At 72.9% G+C, this 22,209-nt stretch carries 21 protein-coding genes; 15 read left to right on the top strand and 6 right to left on the bottom strand.

All coding sequences use genetic code 11. The features are described 5' to 3' along the window. Both HS99_RS34675 and HS99_RS34670 read left to right on the top strand, forming a co-directional pair. On the top strand, window positions 1–784 hold a 784-nt coding region (locus HS99_RS34675), incomplete at its 5' end, for a 2-oxo acid dehydrogenase subunit E2 (RefSeq protein WP_211295906.1). A gap of 135 nt (window positions 785–919) precedes the next feature. Beyond that, window positions 920–1,438, top strand: coding sequence for a DUF4240 domain-containing protein (locus HS99_RS34670; protein ID WP_030282712.1), 519 nt, complete (start codon window positions 920–922; stop codon window positions 1,436–1,438). Between the two features lie 3 nt (window positions 1,439–1,441). Here the strand turns inward: HS99_RS34670 and HS99_RS34665 are convergent, their stop codons facing one another. Continuing rightward, window positions 1,442–2,518, bottom strand: a complete 1,077-nt coding sequence (locus HS99_RS34665) for a DUF2510 domain-containing protein (RefSeq protein WP_030549980.1) — start codon at window positions 2,516–2,518, stop codon at window positions 1,442–1,444. Window positions 2,519–2,663: 145 nt separating this feature from the next. Continuing rightward, window positions 2,664–3,164 (bottom strand): GNAT family N-acetyltransferase, encoded by a 501-nt coding sequence (locus HS99_RS34660; RefSeq protein ID WP_030282707.1) that lies wholly within the window; start codon window positions 3,162–3,164, stop codon window positions 2,664–2,666. A gap of 65 nt (window positions 3,165–3,229) precedes the next feature. Between HS99_RS34660 and HS99_RS34655 the strand changes: the two genes are divergently transcribed. Both HS99_RS34655 and HS99_RS34650 read left to right on the top strand, forming a co-directional pair. Further along, window positions 3,230–4,135 (top strand): TIGR01777 family oxidoreductase, encoded by a 906-nt coding sequence (locus tag HS99_RS34655; protein WP_030282705.1) that lies wholly within the window; start codon window positions 3,230–3,232, stop codon window positions 4,133–4,135. 403 nt (window positions 4,136–4,538) lie between these two features. After that, window positions 4,539–5,870, top strand: coding sequence for an NAD(P)/FAD-dependent oxidoreductase (locus HS99_RS34650; RefSeq protein ID WP_046387359.1), 1,332 nt, complete (start codon window positions 4,539–4,541; stop codon window positions 5,868–5,870). 207 nt (window positions 5,871–6,077) lie between these two features. Here HS99_RS34650 and HS99_RS34645 read toward each other — a convergent pair whose 3' ends face one another. Then, window positions 6,078–7,979 carry an NsdA family TPR-like regulatory protein gene (locus tag HS99_RS34645; protein ID WP_232543034.1) on the bottom strand — a complete coding sequence of 634 codons (1,902 nt, stop codon included), beginning with the start codon at window positions 7,977–7,979 and terminating at the stop codon, window positions 6,078–6,080. A 310-nt stretch (window positions 7,980–8,289) separates the two neighbouring features. On the opposite strand from HS99_RS34645, the gene HS99_RS34640 reads away from it, so the two are divergent. The 7 genes from HS99_RS34640 (at window position 8,290) to HS99_RS34610 (ending at window position 15,923) form a co-directional block, all read left to right on the top strand. Then, a complete protein-coding gene (locus HS99_RS34640; RefSeq protein WP_030282699.1) occupies window positions 8,290–9,051 on the top strand; it encodes a 3-hydroxybutyrate dehydrogenase in 762 nt (253 codons plus the stop codon). 220 nt (window positions 9,052–9,271) lie between these two features. After that, on the top strand, window positions 9,272–10,639 hold the full coding sequence (locus HS99_RS34635; protein WP_030549976.1) for an MFS transporter: 1,368 nt from the start codon (window positions 9,272–9,274) through the stop codon (window positions 10,637–10,639). Between the two features lie 66 nt (window positions 10,640–10,705). Further along, window positions 10,706–12,649, top strand: a complete 1,944-nt coding sequence (locus HS99_RS34630) for a helix-turn-helix domain-containing protein (protein WP_030549975.1) — start codon at window positions 10,706–10,708, stop codon at window positions 12,647–12,649. A 158-nt stretch (window positions 12,650–12,807) separates the two neighbouring features. After that, window positions 12,808–13,605, top strand: coding sequence for a lipoyl(octanoyl) transferase LipB (lipB, locus tag HS99_RS34625; RefSeq protein WP_030282693.1), 798 nt, complete (start codon window positions 12,808–12,810; stop codon window positions 13,603–13,605). Between the two features lie 154 nt (window positions 13,606–13,759). After that, on the top strand, window positions 13,760–14,713 hold the full coding sequence (gene lipA / locus HS99_RS34620) for a lipoyl synthase (protein WP_030282692.1): 954 nt from the start codon (window positions 13,760–13,762) through the stop codon (window positions 14,711–14,713). A gap of 192 nt (window positions 14,714–14,905) precedes the next feature. Then, the gene (locus tag HS99_RS34615; protein ID WP_030282689.1) at window positions 14,906–15,124 is read left to right on the top strand and encodes a hypothetical protein; all 219 of its coding nucleotides are present in this window, start codon (window positions 14,906–14,908) and stop codon (window positions 15,122–15,124) included. 100 nt (window positions 15,125–15,224) lie between these two features. Beyond that, window positions 15,225–15,923 carry a DUF4191 domain-containing protein gene (locus tag HS99_RS34610; protein ID WP_370863330.1) on the top strand — a complete coding sequence of 233 codons (699 nt, stop codon included), beginning with the start codon at window positions 15,225–15,227 and terminating at the stop codon, window positions 15,921–15,923. 179 nt (window positions 15,924–16,102) lie between these two features. On the opposite strand, the gene HS99_RS34605 is transcribed toward HS99_RS34610, so the two are convergent. Continuing rightward, a complete protein-coding gene (locus tag HS99_RS34605; RefSeq protein WP_030282685.1) occupies window positions 16,103–16,570 on the bottom strand; it encodes an RDD family protein in 468 nt (155 codons plus the stop codon). A 317-nt stretch (window positions 16,571–16,887) separates the two neighbouring features. Here HS99_RS34605 and glnA point away from each other — a divergent pair, with 317 nt between their 5' ends. Together glnA and HS99_RS34595 are read left to right on the top strand one after the other, a co-directional pair. Beyond that, window positions 16,888–18,300 (top strand): type I glutamate--ammonia ligase, encoded by a 1,413-nt coding sequence (gene glnA / locus HS99_RS34600; RefSeq protein WP_030282683.1) that lies wholly within the window; start codon window positions 16,888–16,890, stop codon window positions 18,298–18,300. Window positions 18,301–18,406: 106 nt separating this feature from the next. Beyond that, window positions 18,407–19,024, top strand: a complete 618-nt coding sequence (locus HS99_RS34595; RefSeq protein ID WP_030282681.1) for a 3'-5' exonuclease — start codon at window positions 18,407–18,409, stop codon at window positions 19,022–19,024. Window positions 19,025–19,205: 181 nt separating this feature from the next. Here HS99_RS34595 and HS99_RS34590 read toward each other — a convergent pair whose 3' ends face one another. Beyond that, complete coding sequence (locus tag HS99_RS34590) at window positions 19,206–20,423, bottom strand: cytochrome P450 (protein WP_030282679.1); 1,218 nt, start codon at window positions 20,421–20,423, stop codon at window positions 19,206–19,208. Window positions 20,424–20,605: 182 nt separating this feature from the next. Here HS99_RS34590 and HS99_RS34585 point away from each other — a divergent pair, with 182 nt between their 5' ends. Further along, window positions 20,606–20,971, top strand: coding sequence for an arsenate reductase family protein (locus tag HS99_RS34585; RefSeq protein WP_030282676.1), 366 nt, complete (start codon window positions 20,606–20,608; stop codon window positions 20,969–20,971). A gap of 23 nt (window positions 20,972–20,994) precedes the next feature. Here the strand turns inward: HS99_RS34585 and HS99_RS34580 are convergent, their stop codons facing one another. Continuing rightward, a complete protein-coding gene (locus tag HS99_RS34580) occupies window positions 20,995–21,465 on the bottom strand; it encodes a pyridoxamine 5'-phosphate oxidase family protein (protein WP_030282673.1) in 471 nt (156 codons plus the stop codon). Between the two features lie 115 nt (window positions 21,466–21,580). Between HS99_RS34580 and HS99_RS34575 the strand changes: the two genes are divergently transcribed. Continuing rightward, window positions 21,581–22,129 (top strand): DUF1697 domain-containing protein, encoded by a 549-nt coding sequence (locus tag HS99_RS34575; protein ID WP_030282671.1) that lies wholly within the window; start codon window positions 21,581–21,583, stop codon window positions 22,127–22,129. Window positions 22,130–22,209: the final 80 nt, after the last annotated feature.

Here is a 22,209-nt window from a genome sequence, read left to right as displayed (position 1 = left end):
CCTGCGCGCCGCCGCCGCTGCCGCCCCGGCCGCTGCGCCGAAGGCCGCCGCCGCGCCGTCCGCCCTGCGCGGCCAGACGGTCAAGATGACCCGCATGCGCAAGGTCATCGGCGACAACATGATGAAGGCCCTGCACGAGCAGGCGCAGCTGACCAGCGTGGTCGAGGTGGACGTCACCAAGATCATGTCGCTGCGCGCCAAGGCCAAGGACGGCTTCCTCGCCCGCGAGGGCGTCAAGCTCTCCCCGATGCCGTTCTTCGTCAAGGCCGCCGCCCAGGCGCTGAAGGTCCACGCGGTCGTCAACGCGCGGATCAACGAGGCCGAGGGCACCATCACCTACTTCGACTCCGAGAACATCGGCATCGCCGTGGACTCCGAGAAGGGTCTGATGACCCCGGTCATCAAGGGTGCGGGCGACCTCAACATCGCCGGCATCTCGAAGAAGACCGCCGAGCTGGCCGCCAAGGTCCGCGACAGCAAGATCACCCCGGACGAGCTGTCCGGTGCCACCTTCACCATCAGCAACACCGGCTCGCGCGGTGCGCTGTTCGACACCGTGATCGTGCCGCCGAACCAGGCCGCCATCCTGGGCATCGGCGCCACCGTCAAGCGCCCGGTGGTCATCGAGGCCGACGGCGGCACCGCCATCGGCATCCGTGACATGACCTACCTGTCGCTCTCCTACGACCACCGCCTGGTGGACGGCGCCGACGCCGCCCGCTACCTGGTCGCGGTCAAGGAGATCCTGGAGGCCGGCGAGTTCGAGGTCGAGCTCGGCCTGTGAGGCAGCACGGCTGAACACAGCCGTACGGAACCCCGCGTCGTCCCCGGACGACGCGGGGTTCCGCCGTTCCGGGGTGCGCTTTCCGCCGGGTCATGGCATGCGCGGAGGCGGCGGAACAGGGATGCTGGAGCGGTGATGGACGAGACCGACTTCTGGCAGATCATCGACGACACCTGGGAGGCCGCCGCCGGCGATCCCGACGAGCAGGCCGAGCGGCTGGTGGAGCGCCTCGTCCAGCTGACCCCGGACGACGTGATCGACTTCGCCCGGCTGTTCGAGGCCAGGTTCCAGCGCGCCTACCGCCACGACCTGTGGGGGGCGGCCCACCTGCTGCTGGACGGCGCCTCCGAGGAGACCTTCGACTACTTCCGCTGCTGGCTGATCGGCCAGGGCCGGGAGGTCTTCGAGGGCGGGCTGGCCGAACCCGACGACCTGGCGGATCTGCTGCCGGAGTTCGACGAGGAGGAGGACGGCGAGGCCGAGGACCTCGGCTACGCCGCCGACGAGGCGTACGAGCAGCTGACCGGCCTTCCGCTGCCGGACGTGGGCGGGCGGCAGGCGGGCCGGCCGTCCGGGACCCCGCTGGACTTCGAGGACCCGGACGTCATGGCGAAGCGCTTCCCCAAGCTCTGGGAGCGCTACGGGGACCAGTAGCGGTCAGGTGCTGCTGCCGGAGGAGCTGTCCTGCTTGATGCCCTTGAGGATCTGGTCCAGCACGGAGGCGTCCGGCGCGGCCGGGTCGTCGTCCACGCCGCCCTCGAAGACCACGTAGCCGCCGCCCTTGGCCGGGACGGCGGCCAGCAGCACGTAGCCCTGGGTGCCGTCCGAGGTGCGCACGTGCCAGCGGGTGGCGTAGCCGAGCACACCGGCGACGCTGACGTAGCCGGAGCCGGAGTCGGTGTGGGAGGAGATCCCGCTGAAGATCGTCCCGGCGTAGGCCGGCATCGCGGCGTCGGCGGCGCCCTTGGGGGTGTCGCCCTGGACGGTGTCCTTCTCGATCGAGAACTGGCCGCGGATGCAGGAGTTGCCGTCGGCGCAGGTGTAGCGGCCGCTGCCGAGGTAGACCGTGGAGTGCGCGGAGTTGGCCGCCGCGTCCCAGCCGTCGAACACCGGGACGGTGATCGCGTGCTGCGGGTCCGGCACGGTGCTCTTGAGGGTCGGGACGGGCTTGGAGGTCGGGCTGGGCCGGGTCGGGGTGGGGCGCGGCGAGGGGCTGTCGCTCTGGGTGACGGTGACCGTGGGGTTCGGGGTGGGGCCCGCCTTCGGGTCCCCGCCGTTGCTGAGCACCAGCCCGGCGATGATCCCGCCCACCACCAGCACGGCGACGGCGATGCCGACGATCACACCGGTCCTGCTCCGGCCAGGGCCGGCCGGCGGCGGGTAGCCGTAGGCCGCGCCCGGGTAGGCCTCCTGGCCGGGGTACGGCGACTGGCCCGGGTACGGTGTCTGGCCGGGGTAGCCGTAACCGGGGCCCTGGGCCGCGTCCTGGCCGGGGTAGCCGTAACCGGGGGCGGGTGAGCCGCTCTGCGCCGGGTAGCCGTAGCCGGGCTGCTGCTGGTGCTGCGGGGTGGAGGGCTGCCAGGTCTGGGTCGGCGCGTCGGCGACCTGTCCGGCGCCGCCCTGGAGCGGCCGGACCTCGCTGGTCCAGGCGTTGCCGTCCCACCAGCGCTCGTGACCGGGCGCGCCGTCCGCACCGGGGACCGGGTACCACCCGGGAGGCGTCGAGTTGCTCACGGGCGTACGGTACCCGGCGGCGTGCCGCTCCAGACAGGGCGGGTACGTCACGACTCTGCAGCACCCGACCTGATGCAGTGTCAGGTCGTCCGGGGCGGATTCCGGGCGGATTCGGGAGCGGAGTCGGGGTGGATTCGGCGCGGATTCAGTCGGTGAGTCGGCGGGCCATCCAGATGTCGTCCACATAGCGGCCGTCGATCAGGAACTCCTCGGCCAGCGAGCCCTCGACCACGAAGCCGCAGCTCTCGTACAGCCGTCGGGCCGGGGTGTTCCAGCCGAGCACCCGCAGGCCCAGCTTGCGGGCGCCCCCGGCCCTGGCCGCCGCGCAGGCCGCCTCGACCAGCCGCCGGCCGATGCCCCGGCCGCGCACCGAGTCGTCGACGGCCAGGCCCTGGATCTGCCGGACGTGCCGGTTGGCGGCCAGCGGGGTCGCCGGGACCTGGCGGACGTAGCCGACGATCCGGCCGTCCAGGACGGCGAGCAGGTACTGGTCGGGGGTGTGCCGCTCGTCGAAGATCCCGTCCTCGGCGGACGGCTCCGGGGAGACGTCGGACAGGGTCGACCAGGCGGCGCGGTTGAGCTCGGCGAGTCCGCGCTCGTCCTCGGGGCGGGCCGGGCGGATGGTCAGATCGTCATGGGGGGTCATGCCGCGTGATGCTAATGGGGCGCGTGCGAAAGGTGACAGGTGATAAGAACTGCGAGGATGGGCCCATGCGCATCGCTGTCACAGGCTCCACGGGATTGATCGGTTCGGCGCTCGTCCGCTCCCTGCTGGCGGACGGCCACCAGGTGGTCCGGCTGGTCCGGCACCGCTCCAGGACGGGACCGCAGCCCGACGGCAGCACCGCGATCGGCTGGAACCCGCTGCTCGGCGAGGTCGACCGGGACGGGCTCGCCGGGGTCGAGGCGGTGGTGCACCTGGCCGGCGCCGGGGTCGGCGACCGCCGCTGGTCGGACTCCTACAAGCGGGACATCCGGGAGAGCCGGGTGTACGGCACCGAGACCGTGGCGGTGGCCCTGGCGGCGCTCAAGGAGCCGCCGCGGGTCCTGGTCAGCGCCTCAGCGGTCGGCTGGTACGGGCAGACCGGCGACCGGGTGATCGACGAGGACTCCCCCGCCGGCGACGACTTCCTGGCCGAGGTCTGCCTGGAGTGGGAGGCCGCCGCGCGGCCGGCCGAACGGGCCGGGATCCGGGTCGTCCACCCGCGCACCGGGATGGTGCTCTCCGCCGCGGGCGGGGCCGGCAGCCGGCTGTTCCCGCTGTTCAAGCTGGGTCTGGGCGGGCGGCTCGGCAGCGGTCAGCAGTACTGGAGCTACATCTCGCTGGCCGACGAGGTCGCCGCGCTGCGGTTCCTGATCGACCGGGAGGACCTCTCCGGCGCCTTCAACCTCACCGCGCCCGAGCCGGCCACCAACGCGGAGCTGACCGCGGCGATCGGCCGGGCGCTGCGGCGGCCGACCCCGTTCCCGGTGCCGGAGGCCGTGCTCAAGGTGGTGCTCGGGGAGCTGGCGGTCGAGGTGGTGGGCAGCCACCGGGTGGTGCCGCGGCGGCTGCTGGAGGCGGGCTTCCGGTTCGCGCACCCGGATCTGGACTCGGCGGTGCGGGCGGCACTGTGACGGGCTCGTGCGCGGTGCGGTGACGGGCTCGCGCGTTGGCGCGGCGCCGCGTCGTCCTGCGTAGTCCCGCTACGGCATTCGCCCTGGCCATCGGCATATGCCGAGCGGGGTGGGAGGAGACTCGGGAGGGGCTCCGGGAGGGGGCGCACGGGAGCACACGACGGGCGCGTCGCACGCCCCCGGTGACCGTGCGCGCCCGTCTGCCCGGTAACGCAGCTGCCACGGCGCACTGTCCGTGACCACGCCCCCGCCCGGTGCCGCACAACCCCTCCCGACCCCCGCATCCGGTTCATCGCACTTGTCTGATGCTCACACTGACTGGGCATCACCTTCCTCGGACCGTGTCCCGGCACCCCGCTGCCTGCGTCGGCCGGAGCCCCGGGACCAGGGAGGGAGCACCCCAGTGCCCACGTACGACTTCACCCGCCGCGCCCGCCGACCGTCCGACCCGGACGTCGTCGTGGTCGGCGCCGGACTCGCGGGCCTGGCCGCCGCCCGCGCACTCACCGGCCACGGCGTCACCGTTCAGGTCCTGGAGACCACCGACCGGATCGGCGGCCGAATGGCCACCCGCTCAGTGGACGGCTTCCGCCTCGACGACGGCAGCCACCTGCTGAACACCGCCTTCCCCGAGCTGCGCCGGACGCTCGACCTCGACCGCCTGGACCTGCGCCCGCTCGCGCCCGGCGTACTCGTGCACAGCGGCGGCCGCCGCTACCGCGCCGGGGATCCGCAGCTCACCGCCGCCCGGCAGGCCGCGCTCCGGGCCCCGCTCGGCAGCCCGCTGGACAAGGCCCGCCTCGGCAGCTGGCTCGGCCGGATCGCCACCACCCCGGCCGGCCGGCTGCAGGCCCGCCCGGAGACCACCGCCGCCCGCGCGCTGACCGGCCACGGACTCGCCCAGCGCAGCATCGACGGGTTCCTGCGCCCGCTGCTGAGCGCCCTGCTCGGCGACCCGACCCTCGGCACCAGCAGCCGGGTCGCCGACCTGGTGCTGCGCTCGTACGCGCGCGGCCGGCTCTGTCTGCCCGCCGACGGGATCGCGGCCGTGCCGGCCCAGCTGGCCGCCACGCTGCCCGCCGGCACCGTACGGACCGGGGTACAGGTCACCTCGATCGGCGCCGACGGCGTGGAGACCCTCACCCACGGGCGGATCGGCGCCCAGGCCGTGGTGGTGGCCACCGACGCCCGCTCCGCCGCCGAACTGCTGCCCGGGCTGCGGCTGCCGGCCTTCCACCCCGTCACCACCTTCTTCCACGCCGCCGACCGCGCCCCGCTCAACGAGGCCGTGCTGCTGCTCGACGCCGACCGGCCGAACGGGCACCCGCCGCTGGTCTCGCACTCGCTGGTGCTCAGCGAGCTGCACCCGTCCTACGCCCCGGCCGGACAGGCTCTGGTCGCCACCACCGTGCTCGGCCGGCGTTCCTTCGACGCGGGCGGCCCGGCCGGACTGGAACCGGCCGTTCGAGCCCGGCTCGCGGAGCTGTACGGCACCTCGACGGCGGACTGGCAGTTCCTCAGCGTGCGGCACGTCCCGGACGCGCTGCCCGCGATGCCGCCGCCGCACAACCCCCGCCGCCCGGTGCGGGTACTGGCCGGGCTGTACGTCGCCGGGGACCACCGGGACACCAGCACCGTGCAGGGCGCGCTGGTCTCCGGGCGGCGGGCGGCGCAGGCGGTGCTGGGCGACCTGGGCCTGCCGGCCGGTTCGCGGGAGGCGGAGGCGGCGGCCTGAGCGCCGGTGGCTTCCTGGGGCGGTGACCCGGATTGTCGTGCTCCGGGCGGTGACCCGGCCGGTGCGGGCACGCGAGCGGTCTGCCGGGGTGACAGACCGACGGTGTGCCGGGCCGGAAGCCCTGGGGCTCCGATGCTGCGAGGCTCCGGGCCGAGAGCTGATGAGCTCCCGGCCCGGTCGCCCCTGGGGCCGTTCCGGGCGGGCGGTTCAGATCACCCCCGCCTGGCGGGCCGTCTCCTCGAAGGCTCGGGCCACCTGGCTGCCCCGGTACGGGGTGAGGCGGCGGTGGAAGTCCCGGACGTACTCGAGCGAGCGGGCCGAGCGCATCTCCCCCGCCGCCCGCAGCGCGTCGGTGGCCATGGTGCAGGCCTCGTCGAGGTCCCCCATGCCGAGCCGGGCGGTGGCCAGCACCAGCCGGCAGAAGATCCGGCTGCGCGCGTACGCGGGCGAGCGCAGCCGCAGCGACTTCTCGGCGTGCTGCGCGGAGGTGCGCCACTGCTGGAGGTCGCGGTAGCAGTGGGCGAACTCGTCCGAGAGCTGGGCCTCGTCGAAGTACCGCGCCCAGGCGGGCAGTTCGTCGCCCGTACGGGAGGCCGCGAGCGAGCGCTCGGCCCGTACCAGTGCCGTGGTGCAGGAGCGGACGTCGCCCAGCAGGCCGTGCCCGCGCGCCTCGGCGGCGTGCATCAGCGACTGGACCACCGGCGGGACGGCCGTGCCGACGCCCTGCTGGGCGACCCGGGCGAGCTGGACGGCCTCCCGACCGTGGCCCAGGTGGACGGCCTGCTGGCTCATCGTCACCAGGACGTAGCCGCCGAGCGCGCGGTCGCCGGCAGCCTGGGAGAGGCGCAGCGCCTGGACGAAGTAGCGCTGGGCGAGGCCGTGCGCGGCGATGTCGAAGGACGTCCAGCCGGCCAGCCTGGTCAGGTCGGCGACGGCGCCGAACAGAGCCCGGCCGATCTGCTCGCCGTAGCGGCCGCGCAGCATCGGCTCGGCCTCGCTCTCCAGGTAGCGGACCAGCGCCTGACGGGCGTGGCCGCCGCCGTAGGCGTGGTCGAGCGCGCGGAAGAGGTCGCCGACGGCTCGGATGGCGGCGATGTCGCCGCGGCCGACCCGCAGGGCGGGGCGGGCCTCGCGGGTCGGGTCGGGGTACGGCGGTTCGACGGCGGTGGGCGGGCGTCGGCTCTGGGTGGGCACCCGACCGATGGGGGCGGCGGTGCCGGTGGTGCCGGAGGTGCTGCGGGCGCCGGGGCCGCCCGGGGCTCCCGGGGCGCTGACGGGTTGGGTGCGCGCCGGGCTTAGGACGGGTGAGCCGGGCGCGCCCGGGGCGGCGGGCGGCGGTGCCCCGGGTGCGGCGCCGAGCGCACCGGCGGCGTCCGGGCGGCCCAGGGTGGAGCCGTCCCGGGCGACCCGCTCGTCGGTGCGGCCGATCAGCCAGTCGCGGCTGGGGACGACCAGGCCGGCCGGGGTGAAGGCGATCCGGCGCAGCTCGGACTGCGGGCCGTTGTCCTTGCGCCACATGCTCGCCACGATGTCCACCGCCTCCTGCGGGGTCTCGGCGAACTCCAGGCCCGCGTAGACCGGGGCGCAGGCGTCCAGGCCGAGGTCCTGGGCGGTGAGGCGGCGGCCGAGGCGGCGGGTGAAGACCTCGGCGATCAGGGCCGGGGTGGCGCCGCGGGGCTGCTGTCCGCGCAGCCAGCGGGTGACCGAGGTCTTGTCGTAGCGCAGGTCGAGACCGTGCTCCAGGCCGAGCTGGTCGACCCGGCGGGCCAGGCCGGCGTGCGAGAAACCGGCCTCCTCGATCAGGGCGGCGAGCTGGCCGTTCTGCGGCGCCGGGCCGGAGTGGCCGGTGTGACTGCCGTGGCCTCCGCCGGTCGCGGGGGCGGCGGTGGCTTCGTGCCGGGCGGGTGTGGCCTGTGCGGGCAGCCGCAGTTCGTCGGCGGTCGGGGCGTCGGCGGTCAGCGTGTCAGCGGTCAGCGTGTCGCCGGTCAGCGTGTCGGCGGTCAGGGCGTCGGGGGCGTCCGGAAGGGCCCGGCCGACCGGGCCTCGGCGCTGGCCGAGCGGGTCGAGCGGTCCGTACGCCGGGCTGTCGGTTGCAGGCCGTTGGGGCATGTCAGTCAACACCTCTCGGACGTCGCACCGGGCTCCACCAGCACTTCGGCTCGCCCGGGGCGGCGCCCCCTGTCGGGAATCGGCGTGAATGTAGCGAGCATTCGGGCGCTATGGGTGGATCTGACCGAGCAATCCTCCGAACGGGTGAAGCAACCGCGTCCATTGTGGGGAAGCCAGGTCAGGATGGGTTTGGCTGTCCGGCCTCGAACCGTCGATCGACACTCGTAGTGGTTGCCGCCATGGTCAGCGGGCCTGCTGTGTCGGTCCGCCACATGGGAGGCACGTCGCCTGATTCCTACCGTTCTGGGCCATGGACACCTCTACTGCCCGCCCGCTCGACGGCCGCACGGCCCTGGTCACCGGGGCCGCCTCGGGCATCGGCCGAGCCTGCGCCGAAACCCTCGCCGGGGCCGGCGCCCGGGTCTACGTCGTCGACCTCGCGGCCGTTCCGGCCCGGGAGCTCGCGGACCGGATCGGCGGGCACGCGATCGTCGCGGACCTCGCCGATCCCGAGGCCGTGGACGCCCTGCCGGCCGACGCCGACATCGTGGTCAACAACGCCGGCCTCCAACACGTCGCGCCCGTGCACGAGTTCCCGGTCGACCGCTTCACCCTCATCCAACGCGTCATGGTCGAGGCCCCGTTCCGCATCCTGCGCCGCACGCTCCCGCACATGTACGGGCGGGGGTGGGGCCGGGTCGTCAACGTCTCCTCGGTCCACGGCCTGCGCGCCAGCGCCTTCAAGTCCGCGTACGTCACCGCCAAGCACGCCCTGGAAGGGCTCAGCAAGACCGTCGCCCTGGAGGGCGCCCCCTACGGCGTGACCAGCAACTGCCTCAACCCGGGCTACGTCCGAACTCCCTTGGTGGAGAAGCAGATCGCCGCCCAGGCCCTGGCCCACGGCATCCCCGAGGACGAGGTCGTCGAACAGATCATGCTCGACCGCACCGCCGTCAAGCGCCTCATCGAACCCGCCGAGGTCGCCCAACTCGCCCTCTGGCTCTGCACCCCGCCCGCCGCCTACATCACCGGCGCCAGCCTCCCCATCGACGGCGGCTGGACGGCGCACTGAGCCCGTTCCGCTCCTCGGGGCGTTCGACCTGAAACAGGAGCTCGCGGCTTCGGCGCAGCCGGAGCCGCGACGGGCCGGCCGGAAGCAGGGGGCAGGGGTGGTCATGGGGTGGGCGACCACATCTGGCCCATGGGCTGCGTGGGTCAACCACATAGTCCCGGGAGCGTGGGGTTCCTACCTTGTGGCGACACCGTCCCCCTGGATCTGGAAGTGGTGACCCATGGAAGCCCCCGCACGTGGTTCGGCGGCGAGCAGTTCACTCCCGAGAGTGGTGGCTGCGAGCCTGATCGGCACGACGATCGAGTGGTACGACTACTTCTTGTACGGAACGGCCGCGGCCCTGGTGTTCGGGAAGCTGTTCTTCCCCAACACCGATCCGCTGACCGGGACGCTGCTCTCGTTCCTGACCTATGCGATCGGGTTCGCGGCGCGGCCGATCGGGGCGCTGGTGTTCGGGCACTTCGGGGACCGGATCGGGCGGAAGAAGCTGCTGGTGGTGAGCCTGCTGCTGATGGGCGGGTCGACCACGGCGATCGGGCTGCTGCCGACGTACGACTCGGTCGGGGTGGCGGCGCCGGTGCTGCTGACGGCACTGCGGCTGGTGCAGGGGTTCGCGCTCGGCGGCGAATGGGGAGGCGCGGTACTGCTGGTCTCGGAGCACGGGGACCAGCGGCGGCGGGGGTTCTGGGCCTCGTGGCCGCAGGGCGGGGCGCCGGCCGGGAACCTGCTGGCGGCGGGCGTGCTGTCGCTGATGACGGCGGTGCAGTCGGAGAGCGCGTTCCTGGCGTGGGGGTGGCGGGTGCCGTTCCTGCTGTCGGCGGTGCTGGTCGGGGTCGGAATGTGGATCCGGCTGGCCGTGGAGGAGTCCCCGCTGTTCCGGCAGGCGGTGGCGAACCGGCCCGAGACCGAACGGGCCCCGCTGGTGGGGGTGTTGCGGCACCACTGGCGGGAGGTGCTGGTGGCCATGGGCGCGCGGATGGCGGAGAACATCTCGTACTACGTGATGACGACCTTCGTGCTGACCTACGCCGTCACCCACGCGCACTTCGACAAGCAGAGCGCGCTGAACGCCGTACTCATCGCCTCCGCGATCCAGTTCGCGCTGATCCCGCTGTTCGGGGCGCTCTCGGACCGGGTCGGGCGAAAGCCCGTGTACCTGGTCGGCGCGGCCGGCGTCGGGGTGTGGGCGTTCGTGTTCTTCGGGATGGTGGACACCAGGTCGTTCGGGGCCCTGGTGGCAGCGGTGAGCGTCGGGTTGGTGTTCCACAGCGCGATGTACGCTCCGCAGGCGGCCTTCTTCTCCGAGCTGTTCGCGACCAGGCTGCGGTACTCGGGGGCCTCCATAGGGGCCCAGTTCGCCTCCGTGGCGGCGGGCGCGCCCGCCCCGCTGATCGCGACCGCGCTGCTCAAGGACTACGGCAGCGCCACGCCGATCTCGGTGTACGTGGCCGTCGCGGCGGCGCTCACCGTGCTGGCGGTGCTGTGCGCGAGGGAGACCAGGGGGCAGGACCTCGCCGAGGTCGAGAAGCCGGCAGCGGACGGCGCCACGGTCGAAAGGCCCGCTGTGGCCCGAGAGTCGAGCCGATAGCATCGCGAGTTCTCGGCACCGACGGAACCGACGCCGATTGGCGGCCCGCACCATGAACCACGCGCCATGAACCACCCCGACGAGAGCGCCGCGCCCGCGCTGCGGCGGTTGCTCGACCTGCTCGCCTCCGGCGCCGCCACCGAGGACTTCGCCGAGGTGCTGGCCGACGCCCGCCGCCGCGGGGCGTCGGCCGGCGTCCTCGCCGAGATCGACGACGCCACCTGGCAGGCCTTGCGGGTCCACCGCACCCTGCGTCAACACCGGCGTCGCGAAGCCGAGTTGACAGCACTGTTCGACACCGCCGGGGACCTCGCCGCATCCCGGGACCTGGACACCGTGCTGCAGGCGATCGTCCGCCGGGCCCGGATGCTGCTCGGCACCGACACCGCGTACCTGACCCTGCCGGACGAGGCCGCCGGCGACACCTACATGCGGGTCACCGACGGCTCGGTCTCCGTCCTGTTCCAGACCCTGCGGCTCAGCCTCGGCGACGGCCTGGGCGGACTGGTCGCCCAGACCGCCCGCCCGTACGCGACCCCCGACTACCGCACCGACGAACGCTTCCACCACACCGGCACGATCGACGCCGGCGTGCTGGACGAGGGCCTGGTCGCGATCATCGGGGTGCCGCTGCTGCTCGGCGGGCAGGTCATCGGCGTCCTGTTCGCCGCCGACCGCTCCCCGCGCGCCTTCTCCCCCGACGAGGTCGCCCTGCTCTGCACCCTGGCCGCGCACGCCGCGATCGCCCTGGACACCGCCAAGTCGCTGGCCGACACCCGGGCCGCACTCGCCGAGCTGAACACCGCCAATGAGCTGGTCCGGGCCCACTCGGCCGCCGTCCAGCGCGCCGAGCAGGCGCACGACCGGCTCACCGACCTGGTGCTGCGCGGCGCCGAGGTGCCGGACGTGGCCGCCGCCGTCGCCCACCTGCTGGACGGGGAGATAGCCGTCCTGGACGCCGAGGGCGAGCCGCTGGCCGGGCGGCCCGCACCCGCCGCCGAACTGGCCGGGGCGGCGGCCGCCTCCCGGGCCGAGGGCCGCTCCGTACGGCACGGCGAGCTGTGGGTGTGCGCGGTGCTGGCCGGGCACGACACCCTCGGCACCCTGGTGCTGCGCGGCCGGCCCGACCTCGACGACGCCGACCGGCGGCTGTTCGAGCGGGCCGGCGTGGTCACCGCGCTGCTCCTACTACTACGCCGCTCGGTCGCGGAGACCGAGAACCGGGTCCGCGGCGAGCTGCTCACCGACCTGCTCACCGCCCCCGAACGCGACCCGGCCGGGCTCACCGCCCGCGGCCGCCGGCTCGGGGTCGACCTCGCCCGGCCGCACCTGGTGCTGGTCGCGGAACCCACCGATCGTGACGACGACGACCGGGGGCGGCTGGCGGGCGCGGCCCGGCGCTACCTGTTCGGCTCCCGCGGCGTCAGCGCCGAGCACGGCGAGGCGGTGGTGCTGCTGGTGCCCGTCGCGCCGGGCGACACCGACGATCCGGAGCACACCGCCGAGTCGACCGCCCGGCACGCCGCCGAGCGACTGGCCCGGCTGGCGGGCTTCCCGGTCACCGTCGGCGCCGGCCGACGCGCCGCAGGCCCGGCCGCGCTGGCCGCCTCGTACGGCGAGGGCCTGCGCTGCGTGCGCGCCCTGCGGGTGCTCGGCCGCGCCGGGGAGGGCGCCTCGGCCCGCGCGCTGGGCTTCCTCGGGGTGCTGCTCGGCGACGGCCACGACGTGGACGGCTTCGTCGGCGCCGCGCTCGGCCCGCTGCTCGCCTACGACGCCCGCCGCGGCACCGAGCTGGTGCGCACCCTGCGCGCCTACTTCGACTGCGGCGGCAGCCTCACCCGGGCCAAGGACGAGCTGCACGTCCACGTGAACACGGTGGTGCAGCGGCTGGACCGGGTCGAGGCCCTGCTCGGGCGCGACTGGAACCAGCCGGAACGGTCGCTGGAGCTGCAGTTGGCGCTGCGCCTGCAGTTGCTCAGCGGAGGCGGAGACGGGGGCGGAGCCGGCTGAACGGTACGGCCGATCGGGTGACACGGCCGTGGGCGTACAGTGGCCGGGTTGGTCTCGAACGCCTGGCAAGGAGCGGCAGCGGTGAACGAGCGGAGCGAGCGAACAATCGGCCGGGACGCGTCTCGCGAAGCGACCGCCGAGCGAAGCGAGGTGGGCGCATGAGCGAGAACGTGCGTTTCGTTCGCTTGGGCATAGGCGAGCACGTCGTGCCGTACGAGGAGGCGTGGGAGGAGCAGCAGCGCCTGCACGCCCTGCGGGTCGCGGACGAGATCCCCGACACCGTGCTGCTGCTGGAGCACCCGCCCGTCTACACCATGGGCAAGCGCACCAACCCCGCCGACCTGCCGCTGGACGGCACCCCGGTGGTCGAGGTCAACCGGGGCGGCGAGATCACCTGGCACGGCCCCGGCCAGCTTGTCGGCTACCCGATCATCAAGCTGCCCGACCCGATCGACGTGATCGCCTACGTCCGCCGGCTGGAGGAGGCGCTGATCCGCTCCGCCGCCGACTTCGGCATCGAAACCACCCGGGTCGAGGGCCGCAGCGGGGTCTGGGTGCTCGGCGAGAACATCCCGGACGCCGTGGTGGACCCGTCCGAGGTGGTGGACATCGGCAAGCTGACCCTGCGGCTGGGCCTGCCGCTGGGCATCGACCCGAGGCTGGCCGGGCCGGAGTACGCGCCCTCCAACGCCGGACAGCGCGGCGGCGACCGCAAGCTCGCGGCGATCGGCGTACGGGTCGCCCGCGGGGTGACCATGCACGGCTTCGCGCTCAACTGCGACCCCGACATGACGTACTTCGACAAGATCGTGCCGTGCGGCATCCGGGACGCGGGCGTCGCCTCGCTGGCCGGTGAGCTGGGGCGCGGCGTCCCGGTGAGCGAGGCGCTGCCCTCGGTCGAGCGGCACCTGAAGGACGTGCTGGCCGAGCTGCCGGAGCCGGCGCTCAGCCGCTGAAATCCCCCGCGAGTTCGTCCAACGAGCGGGACCCACTGGGAATCTACTCGCCGGTAGCCACGTTGCCCTGCGATTGCAGGGCGGCAGGCCCCGCGAAGGCCGCACAACCACAGGCGTACCCTGGGGGTACCCCGTCTAGTTCTAGGAGTCGCACGTGTCCGCTGTCGCGCCCGACGGCAGGAAGCTGCTCCGCCTGGAGGTCCGCAACAGCGAGACCCCCATCGAGCGGAAGCCCGAGTGGATCAAGACCCGCGCGAAGATGGGCCCGGAGTACAACGCCCTCCAGTCGCTGGTGAAGAAGGAGGGGCTGCACACGGTCTGCCAGGAGGCCGGCTGCCCCAACATCTTCGAGTGCTGGGAGGACCGCGAGGCGACCTTCCTCATCGGCGGCGACCAGTGCACCCGCCGCTGCGACTTCTGCCAGATCGACACCGGCAAGCCCGCCGAGTTCGACCGCGACGAGCCGCGCCGGGTCGCCGAGTCCATCGTCACCATGGACCTCAACTACGCCACCATCACCGGCGTCGCCCGCGACGACCTGGAGGACGGCGGCGCCTGGCTGTACGCCGAGACCGTGCGCCAGGTGCACGCGATGACCGCCGATCGCGCCGGCGGCCGCACCGGCGTCGAGCTGCTCATCCCCGACTTCAACGCGGTGCCCGAGCAGCTGGCCGAGGTCTTCTCCTCCCGCCCCGAGGTGCTCGCGCACAACGTCGAGACCGTCCCGCGCATCTTCAAGCGGATCCGTCCGGCCTTCCGCTACGAGCGCTCGCTGGACGTCATCACCCAGGCCCGTGCGGCCGGGCTGGTCACCAAGTCCAACCTGATCCTGGGCATGGGCGAGACCCGCGAGGAGATCAGTCAGGCACTGGCCGACCTGGTCGGGGCCGGCTGCGAGCTGATCACCATCACCCAGTACCTGCGGCCCTCGCTGCGCCACCACCCGGTCGAGCGCTGGGTGAAGCCGCAGGAGTTCGTCGAGCTCCAGGAGGAGGCCGAGGAGCTGGGCTTCGCGGGTGTCATGTCGGGGCCGCTGGTGCGTTCGTCGTACCGGGCCGGCCGGCTGTACCGGCAGGCTCTGGAGCGGCGCGAGCAGGCCGCGGTCTGACCCCTGGAGCGATTTCGCGCCATGTCGGCCATTGGAAGGGCGGAGCTGCGGCTCCGCCCTTCCGGCGTTCACCCCGCTTTGACTGCCTGGTCACGGACTGGTAACACGGGGTGGGGACGATGGACGTCCGGTAGGCGTTCGATTCTTCTCAGCCACGGCTCAGCCACGACAGTCGCAAAGGAGCTGTTCGGGATGCAGATGCAGGTGCGGATCCGCTCGGTGGGAGCGGCGCTGCGGTTCGCCGAGAGCGTCCTGCTGGCGCCCGGCCAGCGGCACGCGCGCCGCAACGCCTGGGCGGCGGTGTGCGAGAACCGCGAGTACGCGGCGGACCGGCGGCACGACGCCCTCGGGTCCTCGAGGGCGTCGGCGGGGGCGGCGCCGGCCCCGGGGGCACGGTCCGTACGGCAGTGAGGTCCTGACGTCGCTGTGCGCGACGGTGAACGGGCACACGGGTCACGGTTCGGGCGAACGGGTACCCGGGCTTGGATATCCCGTACCCGCGCCACGTACCATGAGCGTTATGGCGAGGGAAACATCCGAGAACCCCGGGCGACTGAAGCAGATCCGCCTGGCGTACACCATGACCAAGAAGGTCGACACCAAGATCGGCCTGATCATCGCCGGCGTCGGCCTGCTGACCTTCGGCGTGTTCCTCGCCATCGGCTTCGCAATCGACCACCCCGTCTACCTGGGCATCCTGGGCTTCATCGTGGCCGTCCTGGCCATGGCGATCGTCTTCGGGCGCCGGGCCGAGCGCGCTGCGTTCGGGCAGATGGAGGGGCAGCCGGGTGCCGTGGCCGCGGTGCTGAACAACATCCGGCGCGGCTGGAGTTCCAGCTCCACCCCGGTGGCGGTCACCCGCAACCAGGACGCGGTCTACCGCGCGGTGGGCCGGGCCGGTATCGCGCTGATCGGCGAGGGCAACCCGAACCGGGTGCGCCAGCTGCTGGCCTCCGAGAAGAAGAAGATGGCCCGTGTGGTCGGCGACGTGCCGGTGCACGACATCGTGGTGGGCAACGGCGAGGGCGAGATCCCGCTGAAGAAGCTGCAGATCCACCTGATGCGCCTGCCCCGCGCCATCACCGCCGCACAGGTCACCGAGACCAACGACCGCCTGCGCGCCCTGGGCGACCTGCTCTCCAAGGCGCCGATCCCCAAGGGCCCGATGCCCAAGGGCGCGCGGATGCCCAAGGGCGGCCAGGCCCGCTGACCCTCCCTCCCCCGTTCACGACGACGGCCCCGCTCCGGAAGCTTCCGGAGCGGGGCCGTTCCATGTCGTGCGAGGGGTGACGCGTTCTCGGTCCGTTTCCGGGACCGGGTCGGGTCCGATGCCGGGACCGGGTCCGGTTGCGCCAGCGGGTCCGGTGCTGGATCAGTGCTGGATCGGTGTCAGATCCGGACCTCGACGGTGCCGACGGCCTTGTCGTGCAGCCCGCGGGTGTCGCGGTCCCAGACCAGCGGCGGCACCACCAGGCAGAGCAGCAGGGTGCGCAGCAGCACCTGCGGGATGGTCGCGCGGCGGCCGTCCAGGCGGACCACCCGGAGGCCGAACAGCCGCTTGCCGAGGGTCGTGCCGGTGGTGGAGAGCAGGAGGACCGCGACCAGGAAGAAGAGCGGGAGGGTCCACAGGTTGGCCTCGGCCGGGTCACCCTTGGCGAGCATGCCGAAGGAGACCAGCGAGACCAGCCAGCCGTCCACGAACAGGGCGCCGATCCGTCGGCCGGGGCCGGCGATCGAGCCGGGGCCCTCCTTGGGCAGCCCGAGGCGTTCGCCGCGGTAGCCGAAGTCGGCGCCCATCTTCTCGGCGGCGGCCTTGGGGCCGTCGATCCACGATCCCAACGCTTCTCTGGTGTCCACGAATCCACACTAACCGGGCTCACGCCGCACCCCGGCACCGGCTCCCTCCCGGCGGGGCGCGGCCGGAGGCCCGTCCGGGGTCCGCCCGCCGCCTGCCGGGGGCCGGTCCACGACCGGGTGAATCCCGCTCGCCGCACTGACCAAGTGGTCCAGACCACTTCTGCGACGACCCCCAGGTCGGCGGGTCGATTTGCCCTGGCCCGTACGATTTTGCCGCCCGTTCGGCGGTCGCGGTTAACATCTAGGAAACGAGCGGGTCACCGGCCGGAAACGCCCCATTCCTAGGGTGAGCCCAATTCGCACGCCGAGGAGGATGGATGTTCAACAACGCCGCCGAAGTGAAGCAGTACATCCAGGACAACGACGTGAAGTTCGTCGACGTCCGCTTCTGCGATCTGCCGGGCGTCATGCAGCACTTCTCCGTACCTGCGGCGACCTTCGATCCGTCCGAGACCCTGATGTTCGACGGTTCGTCGATCCGCGGCTTCCAGGCCATCCACGAGTCCGACATGGCCCTCGTGCCGGACCTCGCCACCGCCCGCCTCGACCCCTTCCGGGCCGAGAAGCACCTCAACATCAACTTCTTCATCCAGGACCCGGTCACCGGCGAGGCCTACAGCCGCGACCCGCGCAACGTCGCCAAGAAGGCCGAGGCCTACCTGGCCTCCTCCGGCATCGCCGACACCGCCTTCTTCGGGCCCGAGGCCGAGTTCTACGTCTTCGACTCGGCACGGTTCGAGACCAGCGCCAACGCGTCCTTCTACCACATCGACTCGGAGGCCGGCGCCTGGAACTCCGGCGCCGCCGAGGGCGACGTGCGCGGCTACAAGGTCAAGTACAAGGGCGGCTACTTCCCCACCCCGCCGGTCGACCACTTCGCCGACCTGCGCGCCGAGATGTCCCTGGAGCTGGCCAAGTCCGGTCTGGAGGTCGAGCGCCAGCACCACGAGGTCGGCACGGCCGGCCAGGCCGAGATCAACTACAAGTTCAACACCCTGCTGCACGCCGCCGACGACCTGATGCTGTTCAAGTACATCATCAAGAACGTCGCGTGGCGGAACGGCAAGACGGCCACCTTCATGCCCAAACCGATCTTCGGCGACAACGGCTCCGGCATGCACGTCCACCAGTCGCTGTGGAGCGAGGGCTCCCCCCTCTTCTACGACGAGCAGGGCTACGCCGGCCTCTCCGACACCGCCCGCTACTACATCGGCGGCCTGCTCCGGCACGCCCCCTCGCTGCTGGCGTTCACCAACCCCTCGGTGAACTCCTACCACCGCCTCGTCCCGGGCTTCGAGGCACCCGTCAACCTGGTCTACTCCCAGCGCAACCGCTCGGCCGCCATCCGCATCCCGATCACCGGCTCCAACGCCAAGGCCAAGCGCATCGAGTTCCGCGCCCCGGACCCGTCCTCCAACCCGTACCTGGCCTTCTCCGCCATGCTGATGGCCGGCCTCGACGGCATCCGCAACAAGATCGAGCCGCTGGAGCCCGTCGACAAGGACCTCTACGAGCTCGCGCCCGAGGAGCACGCCAACGTCCCCCAGGTGCCCTCCTCCCTCCCGGCCGTCCTGGAGGCCCTCGAAGCCGACCACGAGTACCTCCTCGCCGGGAACGTCTTCACGCCGGACCTGATCGAGACCTGGATCGACTTCAAGCGCACCAACGAGATCGCCCCGATCGCCCTCCGCCCCCACCCGCACGAGTTCGAGCTCTACTACGACCTGTAAGGGCCGCAGTCCGTCGAGTCGTGCCCCGGCCGGAACCTCCTCCGGCCGGGGCACCGCCGTGTCCCGGGCCGGGAAAACCGGTTGAGGGGGGCGGTTGGATGGGGGGATGGGGAACAAGCGGAGGGTGACGCCGACGGTGTACGTGTCGGTGGACGTGGAGGCCGACGGGCCGATTCCGGGGCCGTACTCGATGGTGAGCTTCGGGGCGGTGGTGGCCGGGTGGGACGACGGGGAGGGGTTCCGGCGCGCGGAGGTGGGGGCGGCGGGGTTCTACCGGGAGCTGCGGCCGATCAGTGCGGAGTACGTCCCGGAGGCCCTGGCGGTGTCCGGGCTGGAGCGGGCGGCGCTGGAGGCCGGCGGGGCGGAGCCGGGGGTGGCACTGCAGGAGTTCGGGCGATGGGTGGAGCGGGTGCGGACCGGGCCGGAGGGGCGGCGGTACCGGCCGGTGATGGTGGCGTACCCGGCGGTGTACGACTGGCAGTTCCTGTACTGGTACCTGATGCGGTTCACCGGCTCCAGCCCGTTCGGGCACTCCGGGTGCCTCGACCTGAAGACGCTGTACGCGGCCCGGGCGGGGGTGCCGTTCGCCGGGATCGGGAAGCGGTCGATGCCCGCGGAGCTGCTGCCGGACCTGCCGCACACACACCACGCCCTGGACGACGCGCGGGAGCAGGCGGTGCTGTTCGCCAATCTGTGGGAGTGGCCGGGCCCCGGGCGCGTCTGACGGTTCCCGGCGGCCCGACGACGCACGCCGGGCGGGAACCGGCGGACGCGCCCTGCTCCGGACGGCCGGGCTCGGGGGTGAGGGAGAGGACGGCGAGGTCGTCGGCCTGCAGGCCGGCGTACCGGTGACGTCCTCGGCCGGGGAGGAGACCAGCCGGTCTCAGCCGGTGGTCAGCGAGCGGTCACCGGACGGTCACCGGGAGCGTCTCGTAACCGCGCAGCACCAGGCGGTCGCGGCGGGTCGGAACGCCGCCCCGGGCGAGCCGGGGGAAACGGTCCAGCAGCGCGGGCACCGCGACCTCGGCCTCCATCCGGGCCAGCTGCGAGCCCAGACAGAAGTGGGTGCCGCCGCCGAAACTGAGCGGCTGACTGTCGGTGCGGGTCGGGTCGAACACCCCGGGCCGCTCGTACCGGGCCGGGTCGTGGTTGGCCGCGCCGATCAGCAGGGTCAGCCCGCTGTCGGCCGGGACGGGCAGGCCCTCGATCGACAGCCCCTCCGCCAGGGCGACCCGCCCGGTGGCCTGGACCGGGGAGTCGAAGCGCAGCACCTCGTCGGTGAACCCGGCCGGGGAGAGGGTGCCGCTGCGCAGCCCGGCGGCCGCCTCCGGGTGGCGGAACAGCAGGGCGAGGCCGTTGCCGAGCAGGTTGGTCGTGGTCTCGAAGCCGGCCACCAGCAGCAGCACCAGGTTGGCCAGCAGTTCCTGGCCGGAGAGCCGCCCGCCGCCGTCGGCGGCGATCCGTGCCAGGTCGCTGACCAGGTCGTCCTGCGGACGGGCCAGCCGCTCGGCGACCAGCTCGGTGAAGTAGCCGGACAGCTCGTCGGCGGCCCGGTCGGCCTCGTCCAGGTCGTCGAGGTCCTGGACGATCTCCAGGGCGACGGTCAGGTCGGAGGCGAGACCGCGGAAGCGGTAGCGGTCCCGCTCCGGGACGCCCAGCAGCTCGCAGATCACCCCGACCGGCAGCCGGAAGGCGAAGGCGTCCATGAAGTCCACCGGGGAGCCGTCGGCGCCCTGCTCGGCCATCCCGTCCAGCAGCCGGCCGACCGCCGCCTCCACGGCCGGGCGCAGTGCGGCGACCCGGCGCGCGGTGAAGACGGAGGCGATCAGCGAGCGGACCCGGGGCTGGTCGGGGGCGTTGCGCTGGAGGATCGAGCGGCCGAACAGGGCCAGCGAGGAGTGCTCGCTGAACTCGGGGGCGAGGCCGGCCATCATGTCGGCGGTCGCCACGCCGAAGGCGGACGTGCGCAGCACCTTGTTGACCGCCGCGTAGCCGCTCACCACGAACATCCCGTCCCCGGCCGGGAGCACCGGGCCGAGCTCGTGCGCCCTGGCGTAGAGCGGGTACGGGTCGGTCCTGACCTCCGTGGTCATCAGCTGCTCGATGATCGCAGCGCCGTCCATGCGGTGCTCCCCTCCGACGTGCCGACGTCCGGTGTGCCGACGTCCGGTGTGCCGACGTCCGGTGTACCGACTGCTGGTGCACCGACTTCCGACGTCCCGGCTCCTGGTTCGTGAACCACCGTTGGGCCCGGCGGAGTTCCCGCTACCGGGGGGTCGGCCGGAGCCTCGATAAGCTGGTGGGCATGGAGATCTGGATCAACCCGCGTTGCAGCAAGTGCCGGACGGCGCTCACCGAGCTGGACGCCGCCGGGGTGGAGTACACCGTGCGGCGCTACCTGGAGGACACGCCGACCGTGGCCGAGCTGGAGCAGGTGCTGGAGCGGCTGGGCCTGGAGCCCTGGGACATCACCCGCACCGACGAGCAGGTCGCGAAGGACCTGGGGATGAAGGACTGGCCCCGGGAGGCGGGCGAGCGGGCGCGCTGGATCGCGGCGATGGCCGAGCACCCCGTGCTGATCCAGCGCCCGATCATCACCGCGGACGACGGGCACGCCGTCGTGGCCCGGACTCCCGAGGCGCTCAAGTCCGTTCTGCCGCAAGGCGCGTGAGGCCCCTGCGGCCCGTCCGGCGGTCAGTGGAGCTGGATCTTCTCCACCGGCCGACCGGGGTGCCAGTTGAGGACCCACAGGGCGTCCCCCTCCAGCGTGGTGTGCACCACCTGCTGGATGTCCAGCCGGAACAGGTGGAACGGGCTGGGAGGCGGCTCGGGTAGGTCCGCCGCGAAGGCGGCGAGCTCGGCCTCGTCGGTGACCTCCACCGCGCGGCCGGAGAGCTTGGAGTCCCCGCCCGTCATGGCCTCGCCCCCCGGGTGCGCGTGCAGCGCGAAGCGGCCGTCCCGCTGGAGGTCGCGCGCCTTGACCGCGCCGTACATCGACCCGAGCCAGACGTCGGCGCCGACGAAGTCGACCTCCGTGCCGCTGACCCGGGGTGAACCGTCCTTGCGCAGCGTCGCCAGGACGTGGTGCTTCTCGGCCTCGAACCGGGCCCGCACCAGGGCCGCGAGTTCGGGTGCCTCCTGCTCGAAATCCTCCCAGGTAGCCATGGCGCCAGTCTGGCACCCGGCACCGACAACCGCCGGGCACGAACGACGCCGTGCGCCGGGCGTCGTCGGTGAGCGGCGGGCGGGCGTTGTCGGTGGCCGGTGCCAGACTGGCGGGGTGACCACCACGACCACGTACATCGCGTTCCTGCGCGCCATCAACGTCGGCGGCCGGACGGTGAAGATGGAGCGGCTGCGGGCGCTCTTCGCCGAACTGGGGCTGGGGAACGTCCGCTCGTACATCCAGAGCGGGAACGTCTTCTTCAGTACGGACGAGCCGGACCGCGCCGCGCTCACCGCGCGGATCGAGGAGCACCTGGAGCGCTCGCTCGGCTACCCGGTGCCGGTGCTGCTGCGGACGGTCGACGAGGTGGCCGAGCTGCTCGCCGCCGAACCGTTCCGGGGCGTCGAGGTGACACCGGACGTCCGGCTGGTGATCGCCTTCCTCTCCGAGCCGCTTCCGACCGAACTCGCCGTTCCGCATCGCTCGGCAAAGGGCGACTTCGAGGTGCTCGGCGCCGACCCGGGGGCCGCGTACATCGTGGTCCACCTCCAGGACGGCAAGTGGGTCACCAAGGAGATGTTCGGCCGGCAGTACCGCGGCGCCGTGACCTCGCGGTTCCTGCACACCACGGAGAAGATCCTGGCGGCCGCCCGGAAGGCCTGACGGGTCGTCCGTCGCCCCGGCAGCACTGGAACGGTGCTGGCACCCGCGCTGGAACCGCGCGGGTGAAGCGGGCGTCTGTC

Origin of the sequence: Kitasatospora aureofaciens (assembly GCF_001188955.3) — a bacterium.
Taxonomy (GTDB): domain Bacteria; phylum Actinomycetota; class Actinomycetes; order Streptomycetales; family Streptomycetaceae; genus Kitasatospora; species Kitasatospora aureofaciens.
This window is presented reverse-complemented; position numbering and strand designations above follow the sequence as displayed.

Coding starts and splice junctions, on each gene's coding strand:
- HS99_RS34590 (WP_030282679.1), bottom strand. CDS start 20,423: ATGGACGGCGCTGCGATCATCGAGCAGCTGATGACCACGGAGGTCAGG.
- HS99_RS34585 (WP_030282676.1), top strand. CDS start 20,606: ATGGAGATCTGGATCAACCCGCGTTGCAGCAAGTGCCGGACGGCGCTC.
- HS99_RS34615 (WP_030282689.1), top strand. CDS start 14,906: ATGCAGATGCAGGTGCGGATCCGCTCGGTGGGAGCGGCGCTGCGGTTC.
- glnA (WP_030282683.1), top strand. CDS start 16,888: ATGTTCAACAACGCCGCCGAAGTGAAGCAGTACATCCAGGACAACGAC.
- HS99_RS34660 (WP_030282707.1), bottom strand. CDS start 3,164: ATGACCCCCCATGACGATCTGACCATCCGCCCGGCCCGCCCCGAGGAC.
- HS99_RS34580 (WP_030282673.1), bottom strand. CDS start 21,465: ATGGCTACCTGGGAGGATTTCGAGCAGGAGGCACCCGAACTCGCGGCC.
- HS99_RS34635 (WP_030549976.1), top strand. CDS start 9,272: ATGGAAGCCCCCGCACGTGGTTCGGCGGCGAGCAGTTCACTCCCGAGA.
- HS99_RS34655 (WP_030282705.1), top strand. CDS start 3,230: ATGCGCATCGCTGTCACAGGCTCCACGGGATTGATCGGTTCGGCGCTC.
- HS99_RS34670 (WP_030282712.1), top strand. CDS start 920: ATGGACGAGACCGACTTCTGGCAGATCATCGACGACACCTGGGAGGCC.
- HS99_RS34595 (WP_030282681.1), top strand. CDS start 18,407: ATGGGGAACAAGCGGAGGGTGACGCCGACGGTGTACGTGTCGGTGGAC.
- HS99_RS34640 (WP_030282699.1), top strand. CDS start 8,290: ATGGACACCTCTACTGCCCGCCCGCTCGACGGCCGCACGGCCCTGGTC.
- HS99_RS34610 (WP_370863330.1), top strand. CDS start 15,225: ATGAGCGTTATGGCGAGGGAAACATCCGAGAACCCCGGGCGACTGAAG.
- HS99_RS34645 (WP_232543034.1), bottom strand. CDS start 7,979: ATGCCCCAACGGCCTGCAACCGACAGCCCGGCGTACGGACCGCTCGAC.
- HS99_RS34630 (WP_030549975.1), top strand. CDS start 10,706: ATGAACCACCCCGACGAGAGCGCCGCGCCCGCGCTGCGGCGGTTGCTC.
- lipB (WP_030282693.1), top strand. CDS start 12,808: ATGAGCGAGAACGTGCGTTTCGTTCGCTTGGGCATAGGCGAGCACGTC.